This is a genomic window from Ulvibacter sp. 2210JD10-4 (assembly GCF_058148525.1).
Map to the genome: position 1 here is coordinate 38,114 of NZ_JBYVJZ010000002.1, position 19,478 is coordinate 57,591.

Consider the following 19,478-nt stretch of genomic DNA (forward strand, 5'->3'; position numbering starts at 1 on the left):
CAGTATTAAAAGCAGAAAGCAGGGATTAGTTCTTTTCTAAACGCCCTGTCTCTTCGGGTTTATTGTTACGGTTATTATCCCGCAACCTTGAATTACCAAAAGTGTATTTAAAGCTTACGCGATACAATCTTGACTCTGGTTGGGCAAAGTAGGTATTGTCCTGGTTGTAATATCTGGAAGTCACCGGGACATTATAAGTGTCGAATACATCGTTGACCCCTGCTGAAATACTTGCCGTATTATCCCAAAAAGATTTTCTAACTGAAAATGATACCGAAAGTTGGTTGCCATAATCATATGAGCCATATATAAAGTCTGAAAGGTATACGGCTGTAACATCTCCGGAAAATGTTCGGTCTTTTGTAAATGAAATTCCGTTGTAAACTTGTGCATAAAAGCCGAAGGTATCGTTTGAAAATTTTTCTTCAACACTTTCCAATGCAAAGAATTCATTTTCAAAATAGAATGCTGAGGTATACATACTCAAATACCACCAGGGGGTAAGTGAAGAAACATGGACAATATCCAGACTATATTGAAAATCTTTTATAAGATTAGCATCTACTGTTCTCATAACCAAATTTTCATTGTCCTGAAACCGCAATAGACTTAAGACATTTTCAGTGCGAAGATAATACAGGTCAAAAAACCATTTACTATTGTAATTATAGCTCAAGGTGATTTTATCATCAATTGAAGGCACTAAGTTTGGATTTCCCCCATTAAAGTTGTTTTCGTTTAAAAAGTACTTAAATGGGTTTAGGCTTTGATAGCGGGGTCTTTGAATATGCCTTGCATACGTAAGCCCCAGTGTGTTTTTATCATTTAAGGTATGTTGAACAGAGGCAGAAGGGAAAAAATCAAAATATTCCTGGGTATTCACTTCCCCTAAAGAACGAGAATCTCCGTTAACAGATGTAAACTCACTTCGGAGTCCTATTCCCATTTCCCATTTCTCCCATTCTTTTGAAAAATTTGCATAGGCGGCATATATAGACTCTTCATATATAAATTCATCTGAAAGTGTTGCGTTAAATTCTGCCATATTGTTTTCAATATCAAAGAAATCCAAGCTGCTTTTAGTGTCAATATTCGAATACTTTGTTCCAACTTCAAGGGTTGCCGATGTAAGTGGCACGCCTATATCAACGGCTGCTGTAATAATATCGCTTTCCTGCAATGCATTTGTTAAAAAGCTATTGTTTCGTACAAAGTCTCCATTGGGTAAAAAATAACTTGTTGAAACATTCTGATCTTGCTTGTCATCATATAAAATATAGTTTACTGTTGTAGTTAAGCTAGTCCCCTTAGAGTCAACTAACGTTTTATATTCTCCACTAAATGAAAGGTTATGTTGATCATTTTCTAAATCACTGACGGTTGTAAAAGTTGAATCGAGCTGTTGTTGCCCATTAAAGATTTCAGCAAGAACAGTATTATTAAACTGTTTGTTTGGAGACACAAATATATTTGATGAAATACTAAGCGAATTATTCTTATTTAAGGTAAAATCTGCAATTATATTTCCTTGATGTGCATAAGATCTGGTCGTTCTGGTGAAGTCCGTATCCCAAATAGATTTAATACTTCCATCCGGATTGAAAAACTGAATATCATCGTGTTGATCTTTAAATTCCTTACGAGGGCTAAAGCTATAGCCGGCATAAAAGTTAACCCAATTGTTCTTATAAAAATGTGATGTTCCAACATTATATTTGGGATATGTCGCTTGTTCATACCTTCCACTCAAAGAGCCTTTATATCCTACAGATATTGCCCTGGTGGTTGTTATATTTAAAATAGAACCTGCTTCTGCATCGTATTTTGCCGAAGGGTTTGTAATAACCTCAACAGATTTTATAACAGATGCATCAACGTTCTTTAAAAGGGAGGCTACTTCGGCAGCGGACAAATACACTCGTTTTCCGTTTATAAAAATTGTCGTTGGAGCTCCTTTAATAGTAATTTGATCTTGTATTACAAGTACTCCAGGTGTTTTTGTAAGTAATTCTAAAGTAGTCCCGGTGGAGAGGGATGTATTTTCAACATTAAAAATCAGCTTTCCGGGTTCTTTGATAATTGTTGGCCTCCTTATAGCTATAACTGCTTCATCAAGAACTTCCGGAACTTCTTCTAAAACAATTGTACCCAGGTTTTGATCTTCGGTAACAGAAATATCCTGTTGTTTTGTTTGGTAACCAACAAAACTAAATGTTAATGTATAGTTGGTTTCTTTTAAATTATTAAAAAAGAAGGTTCCCTTATCATCTGTCGATGTCCCTGCAGTAGCACTGGTGGCTCCTTCAACTAACAATAAAACGTTTACAAAAGAAAGTGGCTCGTTATCCCCATTTACTACCTTTCCCGAGACTGTAAAAGTCTGAGAGAATAGGGGAGTTGTAAAAAACAACACTAATATTAGCGTTCGAAAGGCTTGCATTATAATTGACGGCATTTGTTTACTTAATTTATGGTTTTTAAAAGAAGTCTTGCTGGGGATAGAATCTTTCAAACTTAAATGCTGTCTATACAAAGATGTCACAAATTTTTTTAATAGGAAATATCCTATAAATATTTTTTTAACAGCTAAAGATTTATTAATTGAAAAAACCTGCCTTTTTAAGTTATATTTGCAGCCATAAAGGTATCGAGGAAAGTTGTTATGAAGAATATTCGGAATTTTTGCATCATTGCACATATTGATCATGGAAAAAGCACCCTTGCAGACCGGTTATTGGATGCTACCGGTTCTGTTACCAATCGCGAAAAGCAAGATCAATTGCTGGATAATATGGACTTGGAGCGTGAGCGTGGTATCACTATTAAAAGCCATGCCATACAAATGGAATACGTGTACAAAGGTGAAAACTATATTCTAAATTTAATAGATACTCCCGGCCATGTTGATTTTTCATACGAGGTTTCCCGTTCTATTGCAGCTTGTGAAGGAGCCTTATTAGTTGTAGATGCTGCTCAAAGTATACAGGCTCAAACCATTTCAAACCTATATCTGGCTTTAGAAAACGATTTAGAAATTATACCTGTATTAAATAAAGTAGACCTTCCTTCTGCAAGTCCTGAAGAAGTTACAGACGATATTGTTGATTTATTAGGTTGTGAGCCTGAAGAAGTAATCCCGGCCAGTGCAAAAACAGGGATTGGAATTGAAAATATTTTAAAGGCTATTATTGAACGTGTTCCTCCCCCAAAAGGTAATCCTGATGAGTCGTTACAGGCTTTGATCTTTGATTCGGTATACAATCCTTTTCGAGGTGTGGAAACATATTTTAGAGTTCTTAACGGGGAAATTAAAAAAGGGCAGCATATTAAATTTATGGCCACAGGTAAGTCATATTATGCAGATGAAGTAGGAACGCTCAAACTAAAGCAACAACCTAAAAGCGTTATCAAAACCGGTGATGTGGGCTACCTGATTACCGGAATTAAAGAAGCTAAAGAGGTTAAGGTTGGAGATACTATAACAGATTCAAAAAACCCGACCACCAACATGATCGAAGGCTTTGAAGATGTAAAGCCTATGGTTTTTGCCGGTATATATCCTGTTGACACCGAAGATTATGAAGAGCTTCGAAATTCTATGGAAAAATTGCAGTTAAACGATGCTTCTTTGGTATTTACCCCGGAAAGTTCTGCAGCTTTGGGGTTTGGTTTTCGATGTGGTTTTTTAGGGATGCTTCATTTAGAGATCATTCAGGAGCGTTTAGAGCGTGAGTTCGATATGACTGTGATTACAACAGTTCCCAACGTTTCCTATTATGCGTATACCAATAGAGAGCCCGATACAGTAATTTTGGTGAATAATCCTTCGGACCTGCCGGAACCGTCTTCATTAAACCGTGTTGAGGAGCCATATATAAAAGCTACTATTATCACAAAATCAGATTTTGTAGGCCCGGTGATGTCTCTTTGTATCGAAAAACGGGGCGAAATAACCAATCAAACATACTTAACAACCGAACGTGTAGAATTATCTTTTGATATGCCTTTGGCTGAAATTGTCTTCGATTTCTATGACCGCTTAAAAACAGTTTCCAGAGGATATGCTTCTTTTGATTATTCTCCAATAGGTATGCGTACTTCACAACTGGTGAAAGTAGATGTTTTACTTAATGGAAATATTGTAGATGCACTTTCAGCATTATTGCATAAGGAAAACGCATATGAAATTGGTAAAAAAATGTGTGAAAAATTACGCCAATTGATACCTAGGCAGCAGTTTGACATTCCAATACAAGCAGCTATTGGCGCTAAAATTATTTCACGTGAAACCGTTAAGGCTCTTCGTAAAGACGTTACAGCAAAATGTTATGGGGGGGATATTTCCCGGAAGCGTAAATTACTGGAAAAACAGAAGAAAGGTAAAAAGCGTATGCGTCAGGTTGGAAATGTAGAAATCCCACAGGAAGCGTTTATGGCAGTTCTAAAGCTGAACGATTAACCTCCTCCACAGGTTGCTCCTGCGTCTTCAAGGCCCGTTATATATACTTGAAAAGAGGTTCCTGTATTTTCACCATTGACAGAAGCATTTCCATCACTCTCTTCACAAACGTCAAAATCTGCCGTTTGAGGAGAACTACAGGTTGTACATGAACGTGTGTCATCTTCTTTACAGGAAATAATTGACATCATTAAAAAGAGACTTAAAAAAATTATTTGTCTATGCATAGAGTTGATTTCTGAAAGTCTAACGGTTTTGTGTTCTTATTATTTCTAAATCTGTTCCTCTTTTTTATCCCGGGTCGCATCTATTATGTCTTCAAAATCCATCGGTTTCCCTAAGTAAACTAAATGACTGCCTTCGGATACATTCATTTCTTTTGGCTCATTTGCTATATCTAAAAAACCGTTGGGTCTCTTTAAAAACAGTGTAACAGCATTATCATCTGCTTCAATGATATTGATAAGTTTAAGAAATTGTTTCTGAGAATTTACAGGGATTTCCTGAATAGATGGGAAATTGTTAGCAACTTCTGTAAGCTTCATATAGTTATGTGTCGTAGAAAATAGTTCATTATTTGATGCAATTTTATTCCGGTTTTTTGATTCATCAGTAGTTATTAAACGAAAGGTTCCCGTTTCTCCAAATTCTTTTCTAAAGCGGTTAATAGCGTGTTTGTTTATTTCATCATTTCCAGTCATAGCTAATAGATAACCTACATCGTTCAGTTCTATATTGTCCGACAGGTCATTAGAATAGATATTGGCGTCAATAGCTTCTAAGCCAAGCTCTTTAGCAGTAGTAATGCTTTGCCTGTTTGAATCCACCAATACCACATGACGATTATTTTTTTGAAGGTATGTAGCTATTAACCTGGACACTTTAGAGGCCCCAACTATTAGAATTCCTTCAGAGGTCTTTAGAAATACCCCTACAACTCTGGCAAAAAACCGAGCTGTTGTGGCATTAAATAGTACTGTTATCAATACAACCGCAAAAACCAATGGCGTTATATATTCTGCCCCGGCCACTCCTTTTGCTACCAGCTTTGTTCCAAAAAGTGATGCGATACCCGCTGCTACAATCCCTCTGGGGCCTACCCAGCTTATAAAGAGTTTTTCGTTGGTTTTGAGTGAAGAGTTTATAGTGCTTAAAAAAACTGCCAAAGGCCTTAACACAAATATTACAACAGCGAGCAATATGGCTGTGTTAACATTATAGATTAGCAATAGATCATCAAGACTAATATTTGCAGCAAGCAAAATAAAAAGTATAGAAATGAGCAATACACTTAATGACTCTTTAAAATATAACAATTCTTTTAAGTTTGGCAGATCGCTATTTCCTAAAAACATTCCCATGACCACTACTGAAAGTAATCCGGATTCATGGGCAAAAATATCACTCTCTACAAAGATGAGTAATACAACGGAAAGTGAGACGACATTTAATAAATAGTGTGGAATAAGCTTTCTTTTTATTGCTGTATAAAGTGCAAAGCCTCCTGCAATACCAAAAGAAAAGCCTATGACTACAATTTTTCCAAACTCCATAAGGGCTTGCTTGGTAAACCCGCTGTCTCCTTCAATACTTATAAATTCAAAAACTAAAACAGCGACTAATGCCCCAATGGGATCGATAAGAATACCTTCCCACTTTAATACTGCGGAAATATCTTTTTTAAGAGGAATATTCCGTAATATAGGAGTAATTACCGTAGGCCCTGTAACAATTATCAACGCAGAAAACAAAAACGAAATTCGCCAATCAAGTCCATAAATATAATAAGCAGCTACACCGGCACCAAAAAAAGTAATAGCTGCACCAATACTAATGAGTTTCCCTATAACAGATCCTACTTTTTTAATTTCATTTCGCTTAAGGGTAAGTCCTCCTTCAAATAAAATAATTCCTATGGCAAGTGAAACAAAGTAGAAAAGATTATCTCCGGGAAACAATCCGTTTTTCCCTTCATAAATAGGTTGGATCCATTGCCTGCCATCTTCAGAGAATAAAGTAGAAATTGGGCCTACAAAAAGCCCAATTAAAATAAGTGGTAATATGGCAGGTATTTTAAATTTCCAAGCCACCCATTGAGCTAAAATCCCTAAAATAATAATTCCGGCAAGTTCAAGCATATATCAAATTAAGTTCTAAAATTACAAGAAAAATTAGGATGCCCATATATTAAAGTATCAATTATTATTTGAAACACTCCATGAATTACTTTTTAAAAAAGATTATCTTTCAAAATTCTCACGGAAAACAAATTTAGAAAAAACTATCTCTAACCAATAAACCATGAACAATAACAACGCTATTCCTTCAAACGGACTCAAAGGTTTAAAAGAGAATTGGCGAAGTGATCTTTCAGCGGCCATAAGTGTGTCATTGGTGGCCTTACCACTTGCCTTGGGAATCGCAGTAGCATCAGAGGTGTCACCTATGGCAGGAATTCTTTCTGCCATTATAGGTGGTGTTGTGACCACCTTCTTTAGAGGAGGTCACTTAGCAATCAATGGCCCAGCAGCTGGTTTGATTGCGGTCATTCTTGGTGGTCTTGTCGCTTTAGAAGGAAATATCAACTACGTTTTGGCGGCTATCGTTATATCTGGAGGAATTCAGGTTATACTTGGGTTTCTCAAAATGGGGCGCTTTGCTAAGATGTTACCATCCTCGGTTCTTCATGGTATATTAGCGGCAATTGGTGTTATTATCTTTGCGAAACAAGCGCACTTTGCTTTTGGAACAACATCGGACGCCGACACCACCATTGGTACTTTATTTGATATTTTCTATAAACTTCCGGAAGCCAACCCTTTTGTTTTTTTAGTGGCATTGGTTGGAATTTTAGTGCTTGTTTTCTATAAAAAAATTAAACATAAGTTCATCCGCATCATTCCAGCTCCCATGTGGGTTTTATTATTGGCTTTGCCAATTGTATTTGGATTCGATTTTTTTACTGAACATAGCATTTCTCTTTTTGGAAACACCTACGGTGTTGGTCCCGAATTACTAATTGATATTCCCGATAACCCTTTGGATAGTATTATGCATCCAGACTTTGGAATGGTAGCAACATTTCCTTTTTGGATTACCGTTTTATCTATAACAATGATTGCTTCTGTAGAGACCTTGGCCAGTGCACGTGCTGTAGATAAGCTCGATCCCTATAAGCGTACTACCAACTTAAATAAGGACTTAGTCGGTGTTGGGTTTAGTACAATGGTTTCAGGGGCTTTAGGTGGACTTCCAATTATTACGGTAATTGTGAGAAGTACCGTGAATGTAAATAGTAATGCGAAAACTAAATGGTCAAACTTATATCACGGAATTTTCCTGATTCTTTTTGTTCTTATATTGGCTCCTCTTTTAAAAAGTGTTCCTTTAGCAGCTTTGGCGGCGATATTAGTGCATACCGGGTTTAAGTTGGCGTCTCCAAAGGTTTTCAAACATGCCTATGATCAGGGTGTTGAGCAATTGTTATTCCTTTCTTCGACTCTTATAATTACATTGTTTACTGATTTGCTTTACGGAATTGTAGGCGGTATTTTGGTCACTCTTATACTTCATATGTTATTGGCTAAGGTAGGTTTCTTGCGTTTCTTTAAAATGATTTATAAGTCTGGGTCGAAAGTCTACCATCTTGAAAACGGCAGTTACGATGTTAAATTGAAAGGGATAGCCAATTTCCTATATGCCTTAAAGCTAGACAAATTACTCAAAGAGATTCCCTTCGGTTCTACCGTGAATATCGATATGTCTCAAACACGTCTGGTAGACCTATCAATAATGGAAAGCCTAATCGAATTTAAACGTATCCATGATAACGACGGTGGAGATGTAAAGTTAAATGGTTTAGATCAACATGTCGCTTCTACCAGCCATAATCGCGCCCTGAAAATTGTAACAGGACGTGTAAAAAAGCGAATTACTCAACGCCAGATACGCTTACAAAAATTAGCTATTGCCAACGGATGGTCGTTTGAACGAGAAGTAGATTGGAATACTTCGTATCTGAGAAATTTTCATTTCTTCGATTCACGCCCTATTGAAATGAAAAGCAATTCACTTAAAGGACTGGATGTAGAAAATAATGCCCAATGGGAGATTGCTGATATTGTATTCGATGAAGGCGCGATGCTCGCCCTGGAGGTGTATCAAACTACTGTGCAGGTAGTTCGGCTTCCTGCTCCGGTACCAAAGTTTATTATTGACAAGGAAGGGTTATTTGACAAAATTTTTAATAGAGTCAAGGTGCTTTCAGGATCAAATGGGGATATCAACTTTAAAAAACACACCACTTTCTCTGGTAAGTTTCTTCTAAGTGGTAACAATGAGGAAGCCATTCGAGAATTTTTCACGGATGATCTTATACATTTTCTGGAGGAAAACGAAATTCATCACATAGAAAGTAATGGTGAAGCCTTAATGATTTTTAAATATCTTCATATCGCACCTACCGATGAAGTAAAAAACATGCTTTTCTTTGCACACAATTTATTAAACCATATGAAGTTGAAAGAGATTTCCTTATAGGGCCAAGGTATCATGTTTAATAATAATTGTACTAATCTGCTTCATAAATACCTGTGGAAACATTGGAATTAGGACGTTTTTCAATTTCGTTTTTCTTCTTTCTTAATAAACTCTTAACAAGTATTTGCATTTGCAACAGTTTTAGTAATTTGCGCCCTTATGCAACTATACCCTATCGAAGCTGGAAATTTTAAATTGGATGGAGGCGCAATGTTTGGTGTTGTACCAAAGTCATTATGGTCCAGAACTAATCCTTCAGATAATAACAATATGATAGATATAGCTGCCCGCTGTTTACTTATTGAAAATGGAAGTCGGCTTACACTTATTGATACTGGAATGGGTAACAAGCAAAGTGATAAGTTTTTTGGATATTATTATCCTTGGGGCGATCACAACTTAGACGACTCTTTAAAAAAATATGGCTTTCACAGGGATGATATTACAGATGTATTTATGACACACCTCCATTTTGATCACTGTGGAGGAAGTGTACAATGGAAGAAAGACCGTGCCGGATATGAGCTTGCGTTCAAGAATGCTACCTTTTGGAGTAATCAAGATCACTGGATCTGGGCAACCCAACCCAACCGAAGAGAAAAAGCCTCATTTCTAAAAGAAAATATTCTTCCAATGGAAGAAAGTGGCCAATTGAAATTTGTGGCTAAACCGAAAACAGATTTTGCAGAGGCCAAAGAACTTGATTTTAGTATCCTCTTTGCAGATGGCCATACAGAAAAGCAAATGATCCCGCATATAGGCTATAAAGGAAAGACTATTGTTTTTATGGCAGACCTACTGCCAACTGCTGGGCATTTACCAGTTCCTTTTATTATGGGATACGACACCCGGCCTTTGTTAACTTTGCCTGAAAAGGAAAAATTTCTAACGGCTGCAGCAGATAATAACTATTACTTATTTTTAGAGCATGATGCTCATAACCAGATAATTACTGTAAAGCATACAGAAAAGGGCGTACGCCTGGATACATGCTTCACTTTTGATGAACTTTTTAATTAATATGTACAAATGAAAATTTTAAAAAATTCCTTGTTGGCTGTAACTACAGCTCTATTATTGGCAAGCTGCGGAAGTAGTGTTGCGCCCATTGTTTCAACACCTATTGAGAATATAGATGTTTTACCTATTAAAGCAGCTCCTCTTACCGATGCGCAATACAAAAGCTGGGGTGCCGCCGATCTGTTAACTGATACAATTCCCGGGATGAGTGTGAATAAAGCTTATGCCGAAATCTTAAATAACCGAAAAGGCCAAAAAGTGATTGTAGGTGTTATCGATAGTGGTATTGATGTTGAGCATGAAGACCTTAAGGATATTATTTGGGTTAACAAAGATGAAGTGCCTGGAAATGGAAAAGATGATGATAATAATGGTTATATAGATGATATTCACGGATGGAATTTTCTTGGAGATATCGTTGCTGAAAATATGGAATATGTTCGGTACCTAAAGAAGCTCGGGCCAAAATTTGAAGGTAAAACAGAAGCTTCTGTAAGTGCGGTAGATCGTGCAGACTTCGAATTGTACAAAAAAGCAAAAGCCGAATATGATAAAGACTATCAGGAGGCCAATGCTTCAAAAGCTCGTTATAAAGAAATACTTTCACAGTTAAAACCCGCTCATGCCACTTTCTCTAAAAAATTAGGTAAAGAAAACTATACAAAAGAAGAGCTGGCAGCAATTCAAAATCCGACAGCAGATGAACAACAGCAAATCGGAATACTTACTCAGATGCTTAATTTTGGAGATTCCGTTCCTGAAGTAATGACACAATTAAGTGATGGTATTGACTATTTTGATGGAAGAATTGACACACATTTCAATATTGAAAAGGACTTTAGAAGCGTCTTAGGTGACAACCCTGATGATATTAATGATCGTTCCTACGGAAATGGAGATGTAGATGGTCCCGATCCTAAAAAAGAAGATGCGCGTCACGGAACACATGTTGCGGGTATAATTGCTGCTCAACGAAATAATGGGATTGGAATGAATGGAGTTGCAGCCAATGTAGAAATAATGGTAGTTCGTGCTGTTCCTGATGGAGATGAATATGATAAAGACATTGCATTGGCAATTCGTTATGCTGTAGACAACGGAGCGAAAGTAATCAATACCAGTTTTGGTAAATATTATTCTCCACACCCTGAATGGGTTTGGGAAGCTATTGAATATGCCTCACAAAAGGATGTGTTAATAGTTAATGCTGCCGGAAACGAAGGCTTAAACCTTGACACGATCCAAGTGTATCCTAATGATCAAAAAGGAACCGGTGCAGAAATGGGCGAAACATTTATTACAATAGGGGCGCTTAATTATAAGTATGGCAGTGAAATGGTTGCAAGTTTTTCAAATTATGGGAAATCGAATGTAGATGCATTTGCTCCAGGAGTAAAAATTTGGTCTACAACACCTTTGAATACTTATGAATACCTGCAAGGGACCTCCATGGCTGCTCCGGCCGTTAGTGGTGTAGCCGCATTGATTCGTTCTTACTATCCAAGCCTTTCGGCAAAGCAGGTCAAGGCAATTTTAATAAACAGTGGATTGTCATCAAAAACACCTGTAGTATTGGGTGGAGATCCTTCAAATACAGACAATTTCACGAATATTTCTAAAGGAGGAAAGATGGTAAATTTATATAACGCTATTATTATGGCAGATAAAATGTCTCGATAATGAAAAGATTTTTTGGAAGTTTATTGACCCTTTTAATGATTGCTTCGGCGGTGGGTCAAAATACAAATGGATACTGGCAGCAAAAAGTCGATTATAAGATGGAGATCGACATGGATGTTAACACATATCAATATAAGGGTAAGCAGGAGTTAACATATACAAATAACTCTCCTGATACCCTAAATAGGGTGTTTTATCACTTGTATTTTAATGCGTTTCAGCCGGGAAGTGAAATGGATGTCCGATCTCGTACTATTACAGATCCAGACGGTCGTGTTGCAGACCGTATTTCAAAATTAACTCCTACAGAAATTGGATATATAAAACCAACAATGTTAACACAAGATGGTTCTAATCTAGAATATGAGGTCGTAGGAACTGTTTTAGAGGTAGTATTGAACAAGCCTATTCTGCCAGGGCAAAGCACTCTTTTCAAAATGAATTGGGATGCACAAGTGCCATTACAAATTCGCAGAAGCGGTCGTAATAATGCAGAAGGAGTTGCCTTGTCTATGACGCAATGGTATCCAAAATTGGCAGAATATGATTTTGAAGGATGGCACGCTGACCCATATATAGGACGCGAATTTCATAGCGTCTGGGGAGACTTTGATGTAAAGATCTCTATTGATGAAAATTACACAATTGGTGGGTCTGGATATCTGCAAAATCCATCCGAAATTGGCCACGGATACCAAATGCCAGGACAAAAAACCATGAAGCCTAAAAAAGGAAAATACACTTGGCATTTTGTTGCTCCTGACGTTCATGATTTTGCTTGGGCTGCAGATAATAATTATATCCACGATGTATATAAAGGGCCTAATGGCGTTGACCTGCACTTTTTTTACAAAAACAAGCCAGAGATTATAGAAAATTGGAAAAACTTACAGCCAAAAACAGCTGAGTTGTTAGCTTATTTTAATGAGAACATAGGTACTTACCCTTATAAGCAATATTCCGTAATTCAAGGAGGCGATGGTGGAATGGAATATGCTATGTGTACCTTAATTACCGGTGAACGCAATTTTGAAAGCCTTGTTGGTGTTACTGCTCATGAGATGGCACATTCCTGGTTTCAATTTTTGTTAGCTACAAATGAAGCAAAGCACGAATGGATGGACGAAGGATTTACATCTTACATTTCAGACATGGCTATGGATGTTGTTATGAATCAAAATAACCCTAATCCACATTCGGGTTCATATCGGGGCTATATCTTTTTAGCAAAAAGCGGTAAAGAACATCCGCAATCAACTCATGCAGACCGGTATGCTAGTAGCCTTACTTATGGCATTTCTGCTTATAGTAAAGGAGCGGTCTTCTTAGCTCAACTAGGATATATAATAGGAGAAAACAATCTGAAAAAAACACTGAAGCGATATTTTCAAGAATGGAAATATAAACATCCTACCCCCAATGATTTTATTCGTGTTGCTGAAAAAGTCTCGGGCTTTGAGCTGGATTGGTATTTAATGGATTGGACGCAAACTACCAATACTATTGACTATGGAATAAAAAGTGTTACCGAAGAAAACGGAGCTACTGAAGTGGTTTTAGAGCGTATTGGTTTAATGCCAATGCCTATTGATTTATATGTTACCTATGAAGACGGAACTCAAGAGTCTTTCTACATTCCGTTACAAATGGCCAGAGCAGAAAAATCAAACCCGTTTCCTTCAATGTCTCGAAATGTTTTAGAGGACTGGGCTTGGGCATATCCTACCTACGAATTTAAAATTACCAATGGCAAAAAAGTAAAAAATATGATGATAGATGCTACAAGCTTAATGGCAGATATCAATCCAGGGAACAATCGTTACGGAATGGAATAATATTCAGAACTAATATTTACAAAGAGAACCCGCATCGACTGAAGCGGGTTTTTTTATGAAGTAATGTTGTACTTTTACCTTATGAGCCTTCGTTTTCCAAAACAAGAGAAACTAAAAAGCCGAAAGACGATAGAAACCCTTTTTCTAGAAGGGAAATCAATTTCAAAATTTCCTGTAAAGGTCTTTTACCTTCCTGTTGAAAACAGCGATATTTCTAAAGCTGCGTTTGCTGTTCCCAAGCGAAATTTTAAACATGCTGTAACCCGTAATCGTATCAAAAGACAGCTAAGAGAATCCTATAGGCTTCATAAACAAATGTTAACAGTTAATAACGGCCTAAATTTTGCGTTGTTATTTTTATATATTAGTAAAGATGAACCGCAGTATGATTCATTAGAAAGCTCTATGAAAACACTGCTTAAAAATATACACGATGAAATTTGCTAGTGCATTATTGTTTTTATTTTTTTTGGCATGTGGACAATCGGGAGATACAGGAAATTTTGAAATGGCCAACAATGAATCCAAAGTCTTGGGAGCGCTTGAAGCTGATTACCTTGAAGAAGAAGCAATTGTTGCTCAAAAAAATGAAGCTCCGGAACAAAAAATAATTAAAACGGCCCGTTTGGTTTTCGAAACACAAAAACCGGACGAAACTCATCAAAAAATTCTTCAACTTGCACAGGAATACAAAGGGATCATTCAAAACGACAATAGTGGAAAAGGTTATAATCGTATTTTTAGAAATATGACTGTTCGTGTGCCTTCAGAAAATTTTCAAAATTTCATTGATGCCGCTTCCGAAGGGATAGATTACTTTGACCAGCGCGATATTTCCCGTCAGGATGTTACCGAAGAATTTGTAGACCTGGAAGCTCGTTTAAAGGCAAAACACGAATTAGAAAAACGATATCTTGAATTACTAAGCCAGGCTAAAAACGTAAAAGAAATGCTGGAAATTGAACGGGAATTATCTAATATTCGCGAAGAAATTGAAGCTAAGCAGGGGCGTTTACAATATCTACAGAATCGTGTCTCCATGAGCACAGTGAATATAGAGTTTTATAAGCTTACCTCAGAAACCGGTATTACACAATCTTATGGCCAAAAGATGCTTAATTCTCTAAAGGGGGGCTGGGACGGAATCTCTATTTTCTTTCTGGGACTACTTTATCTGTGGCCATTGTTCTTAATAGCTATTGTTGCTATTATTGTAATTAGGAGGTTGTTGAAAAAAAGAAGAAATAAAAAACTATGAAAAAGAAAATTATCATACCTGTTCTTGCAATTGGAATACTGCTTTCTACTGCAAGTTTTAAAAGCGATTTTTTTGAAATCGCCAAACAAATAGAAATCTTCACAACTCTTTTTAAGGAGCTAAACATGAATTATGTAGACGAGGTTACTCCTGCAACATTAATGGATAAGGCTATAAAAGGAATGCTTGAAGATCTGGACCCATATACTATGTATTGGAACGAACAGGCCGTGGAAGATGCTCGTATTAATAATTCCGGAATCTATACCGGGATAGGTGCATCTGCACGTGCAGAAAAAGACAAAATTATAATTGTTGAGCCTTACAAGGACTATCCTGCAGATAAAGCAGGATTAAAAGCAGGAGATGAAATTATTAAGATAGGTACTGTGCGAATTGCCGATTTTGAAGACGATGCCGGAGAATTACTAAAAGGGGCTCCCGGATCTCAAGTTGAAGTAACCTATGTGCGTCAGGGAAAGACAAAAACGGCTACTATAACCCGTTCTTCGGTAGATGTAAATGCTGTACCATTCTACAAATTGATCAATAACGATATTGGATATATTGTATTGTCAAAGTTTAACCGTAAAACTACTATTGAAACCAAAGGGGCTCTTGAAGATTTAAAGTCGCAAGGAGCTAAAAAGATCATTTTGGATCTACGGGGTAATCCGGGTGGTTTGTTAAACGAAGCTATTAGTATTGTCAATCTTTTTGTCCCGAAAGGAGAGGTAATTACAACTACAAAATCGATTATTGAGAAATACAACAAAACCTATAAAACAACCAAAGACCCTGTAGATACTGAAATTCCTTTAGTGGTATTGGTTAATGGAAGAAGTGCTTCGGCAAGCGAAATTGTGTCTGGAGGTTTACAGGATCTGGATCGTGCTGTAATTGTAGGAGCTCGAAGTTTTGGAAAAGGCTTGGTTCAACGCCCTAAAAAGTTAACATACGGAACTCAATTAAAGGTTACTATATCGCGGTATTATACGCCTAGTGGGCGGTGCATACAAGCATTGGACTATTGGAATCGTGATGAAAATGGAGATCCTATTCGAGTAGACTCTAAAGAATATAACAAATTCAAAACTAAAGGAGGAAGAACAGTTTACGATGGCGGTGGAATTTTACCGGATATAGAATTAGAAACTGCTGTATTTAGCCCTATTACAACTGCTTTACTAAAAGATAATGTAATTTTTGATTACGCTACACAGTATTACTATAGTCATCAAATGAGCGACTGGAAGAGTTTTAATTTTACTGATGCCGACTTTCAGGATTTTATACAATTTCTAAAGAAAAACAATTTTACCTACGAGACCGAAACCGAAAAGGAGTTTGCAGAAGCTTTGCGCCGAGCAAAAGATGATGATCTTCAAAAAGAAATTGACTCCAGTTACAATCAATTAATGGCAGCAATTAATGTTGCTAAAGACAAGGCGGTTATCGCAAAAAAAGCTGAAATAAAATCATTGCTAAGTGATGAGATCTTAAAGCGCTATTTTTACCGTGAAGGGCTTTACAACCATCAAATTCTGAACAATCCTGAAATTTTAGAGGCTGTTTCGGTATTAAATGATGAAAGTCGATATAAGCGAATCCTTAAATAATAGTGGACGCATTTTTAAACTTCTTTGAAGCCATGCCAGTCTGGATGAAAGCCGGATGGATTTTTTTCTGCATTGCTATTTTTTGGATCCTGGAAGGTAATTATCACTTAGTTGTTCTGAAATACAAAAAATGGAAGCATGCTAAGGTAAATTTAACCTTATTGGTCTTTGTGATAATTATTAATGTTGTATTTGGTATTACAACCGCAGGTGTGTTTTCTTGGTTGAATGAAAACCAGTTTGGAGTGCTGCATTTATTTGAAGCGCCTATTTGGTTAGAATTATTACTTTCTATTGTAATTCTGGACCTGATAGCACAATACAGTGTACATTATTTGTTGCATAAGGTAAAATGGATGTGGCGATTACATATAGTGCACCACAGCGATAAGAATGTCGATGTTACTACCGGCACACGTCACCACCCTTTTGATTTTATTATCAGAGAAACATTTGCTTTAATAGCTGTTATCATCACAGGAATGCCTATTTCATTCTATTTCTTATACAGAATTCTAAGTGTTCTTTTCACATATTTTACCCATGCAAACATAGGTATGCCATTGTGGTTGGATAAAAGCCTAAGTTATGTAATTGTCACGCCTAATATGCATAAGTTTCACCATCATTACCAATTGCCTTGGACAGATAGTAATTATGGAAATATGTTGTCTGTCTGGGACCGTATTTTTAGAACATTTGTCTACGAAGACACCTCTAACATACAGTATGGACTGGATATTTCAGATCAAACCAATGATGAAAATATCTGGGTGCAATTAGGAATTCCTTTTAATAAAAAAGTTCAGTCAAAAAAGACTTAACGCAGCATTAACACAGATTCTCCTTTATTTTTTGTATTATACTTGATTATGATACAAATAGACAAAGAGGAAAGTAGAGACTTAATAAAAGAATCTGTTAGTTATTTAGAAAAAAAAGGGTTTGAAAATATCCAGGCCGATATCGATGGTTATGAAACACCTAAATCATATCATAAAAAAGGAACTGATGTCGTAATAACCCCGGATATAGTAGCAGAAAGAGCGGGAATCAAGCACTATTTTGAGGTAAGTTTAAAATCTCAAACACCCACTTTACTCAAATCAAAGTGGCGGTTTTTAGATGTACTAACCCGTATGCGTAATGAGCGGTTTAGGATTATAACGCGGCGAGGACATTATAAGTTTACACAGGATATGTTGGATGATCTTAATCTTAAGAAAGACCCTATTAAGCTATAACCATAGCAATATGTGGAATACCGTCTTCTAGGTATTCCATGCCAATGGTTTTAAATCCGTGTGATTTATAAAATTTAACGAGATGGGTTTGGGCAGAAAGCTTAATGGCATTGGTATTGAATTTTTTATTTATAGCTTCTATTGAAGCGTTCATAATATCATGCCCATAACCATATTTCCGTTGTCCTTCTTCAACAACAACTCTTCCAATAGCAGCTTCTTCAAAATAAATTCCGGGTGCAAAACAACGTGTGTACGCCACAACCTTCCCTTGCTTCTTACCAATAATATGAAGTGCTTTTTTATCTTTTCCATCAATATCCTGATATACACAATCTTGTTCCACTACAAAAACTTCGATTCGTAATTGCAATAAATCGTGTAATTCATGAATAGTAAGTTCATCAAAGGTTTTTACAATAATCTCCATACTAATCCTGAATTATAATGTCTTTTGGATCATCTTTCTGAAACTCCGGTTGTAAATTCACGTGATTAATCTCAAAGTCATGGTATAGTAATTCTTCTATTCTGTCTGAAATCTCATCAAATTGCGATAGGGATATATCCTCATAAAATTCAATATGGGCCTCTAAATGTATTTCTTTTTCGTTAAGCTGCCATACATGCATATGATGTACATTTTTTATTTCTGATAGCTCTGTAATGGCATCGCTAATACTTTCCAGGTTTACATCTTTTGGTGTAAAAAGCATCAGCACGTTAAAAGAACTTTTTAAAAGTGCATATCCCATAAACAATAAATAGATTGCTATCAAAACAGTTAAAACACTATCCACCCAAAACCAACCATAATACTTCATAAGTAATCCGCCCACTAATACAGCAACCGAGGCAGACATATCTGTGAATAAATGTAGATATGCAGAACGCATATTCATGTTTTCTTTTGCGTTTTTCCGAAGTAATAAAACACTAAAACCATTAGCTAAAATTCCAAATAAAGCCAACCAAATTACCAATGTACTTTCTATTTCCTGAGGATTAAAAAATCGTAATATTGCTTCGTAAACCAGGTATACTGCAACAATTAAAAGTGTGAATGCATTTACAAATGCAGCAATAATTTCAGCACGTTTATATCCAAAAGTTTTGGCTGTTGAAGCCTTTTTTTTAGAAAATTTATCAGCAATATAACTTACTATTAAAGACAGTACATCGCTAAAATTATGCAATGCATCACTTAATAGCGATAAGCTTCCGGAAATTAATCCTCCAATTACCTGCGAAACTGTAATGAGAATATTGAGAACAATAGAAATAAGCAGATTTCTCCCCTTTACATCATCTTGTGAATGGTTGTGATGAGAGTGGCCCATGTCTAAAGGATTAAGAACAAGCTATTTTTTCAACACGTCTTTGGTGACGGCCACCTTCAAAAGAAGTATTTAAAAAGGATTTTACCATTTCAAGTGCTTGTGGCTCACTGGTAAATCGTGCAGGAATGCTTAACACATTTGCATCATTGTGCTCTCTCGCTAAAACTGTAATCTCTTTGGTCCAACACAAAGCAGATCTTACTTTTTGATATTTATTAGCAGTCATATTCGCTCCGTTTCCACTTCCACAAATAATAATTCCAAAATCTGCTTTATTGTTTTCAATATCACTTGCAACTGGATGAATAAAATCCGGATAATCAACACTATCATTTGTGTTAGTTCCATAGTTAGTGATTTCGTATCCTTCATTTTTCAGGTAATTAATGATCGTGTTTTTGTATTGCGTACCAGCGTGGTCATTTCCTATAGCTATTTTCATTGTTCGTTATTTTTTCAAAGATATTGTAAATGTGTGAGTTTA

16 protein-coding genes are annotated in these 19,478 nt (G+C 36.4%); 10 read left to right on the forward strand and 6 right to left on the reverse strand.

Going from position 1 to position 19,478, the window contains the following annotated elements; genetic code table 11:
- Positions 1-25: 25 nt before the first annotated feature.
- Positions 26-2,455: an outer membrane beta-barrel protein gene (locus ACY2RT_RS05905; protein WP_490154974.1), complete on the reverse strand. Its 2,430-nt coding sequence runs from the start codon at positions 2,453-2,455 to the stop codon at positions 26-28.
- Positions 2,456-2,662: 207 nt separating this feature from the next.
- Here ACY2RT_RS05905 and lepA point away from each other — a divergent pair, with 207 nt between their 5' ends.
- On the forward strand, positions 2,663-4,459 hold the full coding sequence (lepA, locus tag ACY2RT_RS05910; protein WP_490154975.1) for a translation elongation factor 4: 1,797 nt from the start codon (positions 2,663-2,665) through the stop codon (positions 4,457-4,459).
- Here lepA and ACY2RT_RS05915 read toward each other — a convergent pair.
- Together ACY2RT_RS05915 and ACY2RT_RS05920 are read right to left on the reverse strand one after the other, a co-directional pair.
- Positions 4,456-4,650 carry a hypothetical protein gene (locus ACY2RT_RS05915; protein WP_490154976.1) on the reverse strand — a complete coding sequence of 65 codons (195 nt, stop codon included), beginning with the start codon at positions 4,648-4,650 and terminating at the stop codon, positions 4,456-4,458. The genes lepA and ACY2RT_RS05915 overlap by 4 nt on opposite strands.
- 81 nt (positions 4,651-4,731) lie before the next feature.
- Positions 4,732-6,597 carry a cation:proton antiporter gene (locus tag ACY2RT_RS05920; protein WP_490154977.1) on the reverse strand — a complete coding sequence of 622 codons (1,866 nt, stop codon included), beginning with the start codon at positions 6,595-6,597 and terminating at the stop codon, positions 4,732-4,734.
- Positions 6,598-6,760: 163 nt separating this feature from the next.
- On the opposite strand from ACY2RT_RS05920, the gene ACY2RT_RS05925 reads away from it, so the two are divergent.
- From ACY2RT_RS05925 to ACY2RT_RS05965, 9 genes are all read left to right on the forward strand, one after another.
- A complete protein-coding gene (locus ACY2RT_RS05925; protein WP_490154978.1) occupies positions 6,761-8,998 on the forward strand; it encodes a SulP family inorganic anion transporter in 2,238 nt (745 codons plus the stop codon).
- 159 nt (positions 8,999-9,157) lie between these two features.
- Entirely contained in the window at positions 9,158-10,018 is an 861-nt protein-coding gene (locus ACY2RT_RS05930; protein ID WP_490154979.1) for an MBL fold metallo-hydrolase, read from the forward strand.
- Between the two features lie 9 nt (positions 10,019-10,027).
- Positions 10,028-11,698: a S8 family peptidase gene (locus tag ACY2RT_RS05935; protein WP_490154980.1), complete on the forward strand. Its 1,671-nt coding sequence runs from the start codon at positions 10,028-10,030 to the stop codon at positions 11,696-11,698.
- Positions 11,698-13,533 (forward strand): M1 family metallopeptidase, encoded by a 1,836-nt coding sequence (locus tag ACY2RT_RS05940; RefSeq protein WP_490154981.1) that lies wholly within the window; start codon positions 11,698-11,700, stop codon positions 13,531-13,533. The genes ACY2RT_RS05935 and ACY2RT_RS05940 overlap by 1 nt, the downstream gene beginning before the upstream one ends.
- Positions 13,534-13,596: 63 nt before the next feature.
- Entirely contained in the window at positions 13,597-13,980 is a 384-nt protein-coding gene (rnpA, locus tag ACY2RT_RS05945) for a ribonuclease P protein component (protein ID WP_490154982.1), read from the forward strand.
- A complete protein-coding gene (locus ACY2RT_RS05950; RefSeq protein ID WP_490154983.1) occupies positions 13,967-14,791 on the forward strand; it encodes a DUF4349 domain-containing protein in 825 nt (274 codons plus the stop codon). Before rnpA ends, ACY2RT_RS05950 begins: the two co-directional genes overlap by 14 nt.
- The gene (locus ACY2RT_RS05955; protein ID WP_490154984.1) at positions 14,788-16,410 is read left to right on the forward strand and encodes a S41 family peptidase; all 1,623 of its coding nucleotides are present in this window, start codon (positions 14,788-14,790) and stop codon (positions 16,408-16,410) included. Before ACY2RT_RS05950 ends, ACY2RT_RS05955 begins: the two co-directional genes overlap by 4 nt.
- A 2-nt stretch (positions 16,411-16,412) precedes the next feature.
- Positions 16,413-17,234, forward strand: a complete 822-nt coding sequence (locus ACY2RT_RS05960; protein ID WP_490154985.1) for a sterol desaturase family protein — start codon at positions 16,413-16,415, stop codon at positions 17,232-17,234.
- Between the two features lie 48 nt (positions 17,235-17,282).
- Entirely contained in the window at positions 17,283-17,654 is a 372-nt protein-coding gene (locus tag ACY2RT_RS05965; RefSeq protein WP_490154986.1) for a hypothetical protein, read from the forward strand.
- Here ACY2RT_RS05965 and ACY2RT_RS05970 read toward each other — a convergent pair.
- From ACY2RT_RS05970 to rpiB, 3 genes are read right to left on the reverse strand one after another with little or no spacing between them, the layout of a single operon-like run.
- A complete protein-coding gene (locus ACY2RT_RS05970) occupies positions 17,644-18,084 on the reverse strand; it encodes a GNAT family N-acetyltransferase (protein ID WP_490154987.1) in 441 nt (146 codons plus the stop codon). The genes ACY2RT_RS05965 and ACY2RT_RS05970 overlap by 11 nt on opposite strands.
- A 1-nt stretch (position 18,085) precedes the next feature.
- On the reverse strand, positions 18,086-18,994 hold the full coding sequence (locus ACY2RT_RS05975) for a cation diffusion facilitator family transporter (RefSeq protein ID WP_490154988.1): 909 nt from the start codon (positions 18,992-18,994) through the stop codon (positions 18,086-18,088).
- 10 nt (positions 18,995-19,004) lie between these two features.
- Complete coding sequence (gene rpiB / locus ACY2RT_RS05980; protein ID WP_490154989.1) at positions 19,005-19,436, reverse strand: ribose 5-phosphate isomerase B; 432 nt, start codon at positions 19,434-19,436, stop codon at positions 19,005-19,007.
- Positions 19,437-19,478: the final 42 nt, after the last annotated feature.

Excerpts from the sequence above, each read along its gene's own strand:
- ACY2RT_RS05905 (WP_490154974.1), bottom strand. The coding sequence starts at position 2,455 with ATGCCGTCAATTATAATGCAAGCCTTTCGAACGCTAATATTAGTGTTG.
- lepA (WP_490154975.1), top strand. The coding sequence starts at position 2,663 with ATGAAGAATATTCGGAATTTTTGCATCATTGCACATATTGATCATGGA.
- ACY2RT_RS05915 (WP_490154976.1), bottom strand. The coding sequence starts at position 4,650 with ATGATGTCAATTATTTCCTGTAAAGAAGATGACACACGTTCATGTACA.
- ACY2RT_RS05920 (WP_490154977.1), bottom strand. The coding sequence starts at position 6,597 with ATGCTTGAACTTGCCGGAATTATTATTTTAGGGATTTTAGCTCAATGG.
- ACY2RT_RS05925 (WP_490154978.1), top strand. The coding sequence starts at position 6,761 with ATGAACAATAACAACGCTATTCCTTCAAACGGACTCAAAGGTTTAAAA.
- ACY2RT_RS05930 (WP_490154979.1), top strand. The coding sequence starts at position 9,158 with ATGCAACTATACCCTATCGAAGCTGGAAATTTTAAATTGGATGGAGGC.
- ACY2RT_RS05935 (WP_490154980.1), top strand. The coding sequence starts at position 10,028 with ATGAAAATTTTAAAAAATTCCTTGTTGGCTGTAACTACAGCTCTATTA.
- ACY2RT_RS05940 (WP_490154981.1), top strand. The coding sequence starts at position 11,698 with ATGAAAAGATTTTTTGGAAGTTTATTGACCCTTTTAATGATTGCTTCG.
- rnpA (WP_490154982.1), top strand. The coding sequence starts at position 13,597 with ATGTTGTACTTTTACCTTATGAGCCTTCGTTTTCCAAAACAAGAGAAA.
- ACY2RT_RS05950 (WP_490154983.1), top strand. The coding sequence starts at position 13,967 with ATGAAATTTGCTAGTGCATTATTGTTTTTATTTTTTTTGGCATGTGGA.
- ACY2RT_RS05955 (WP_490154984.1), top strand. The coding sequence starts at position 14,788 with ATGAAAAAGAAAATTATCATACCTGTTCTTGCAATTGGAATACTGCTT.
- ACY2RT_RS05965 (WP_490154986.1), top strand. The coding sequence starts at position 17,283 with ATGATACAAATAGACAAAGAGGAAAGTAGAGACTTAATAAAAGAATCT.
- ACY2RT_RS05970 (WP_490154987.1), bottom strand. The coding sequence starts at position 18,084 with ATGGAGATTATTGTAAAAACCTTTGATGAACTTACTATTCATGAATTA.
- ACY2RT_RS05975 (WP_490154988.1), bottom strand. The coding sequence starts at position 18,994 with ATGGGCCACTCTCATCACAACCATTCACAAGATGATGTAAAGGGGAGA.
- rpiB (WP_490154989.1), bottom strand. The coding sequence starts at position 19,436 with ATGAAAATAGCTATAGGAAATGACCACGCTGGTACGCAATACAAAAAC.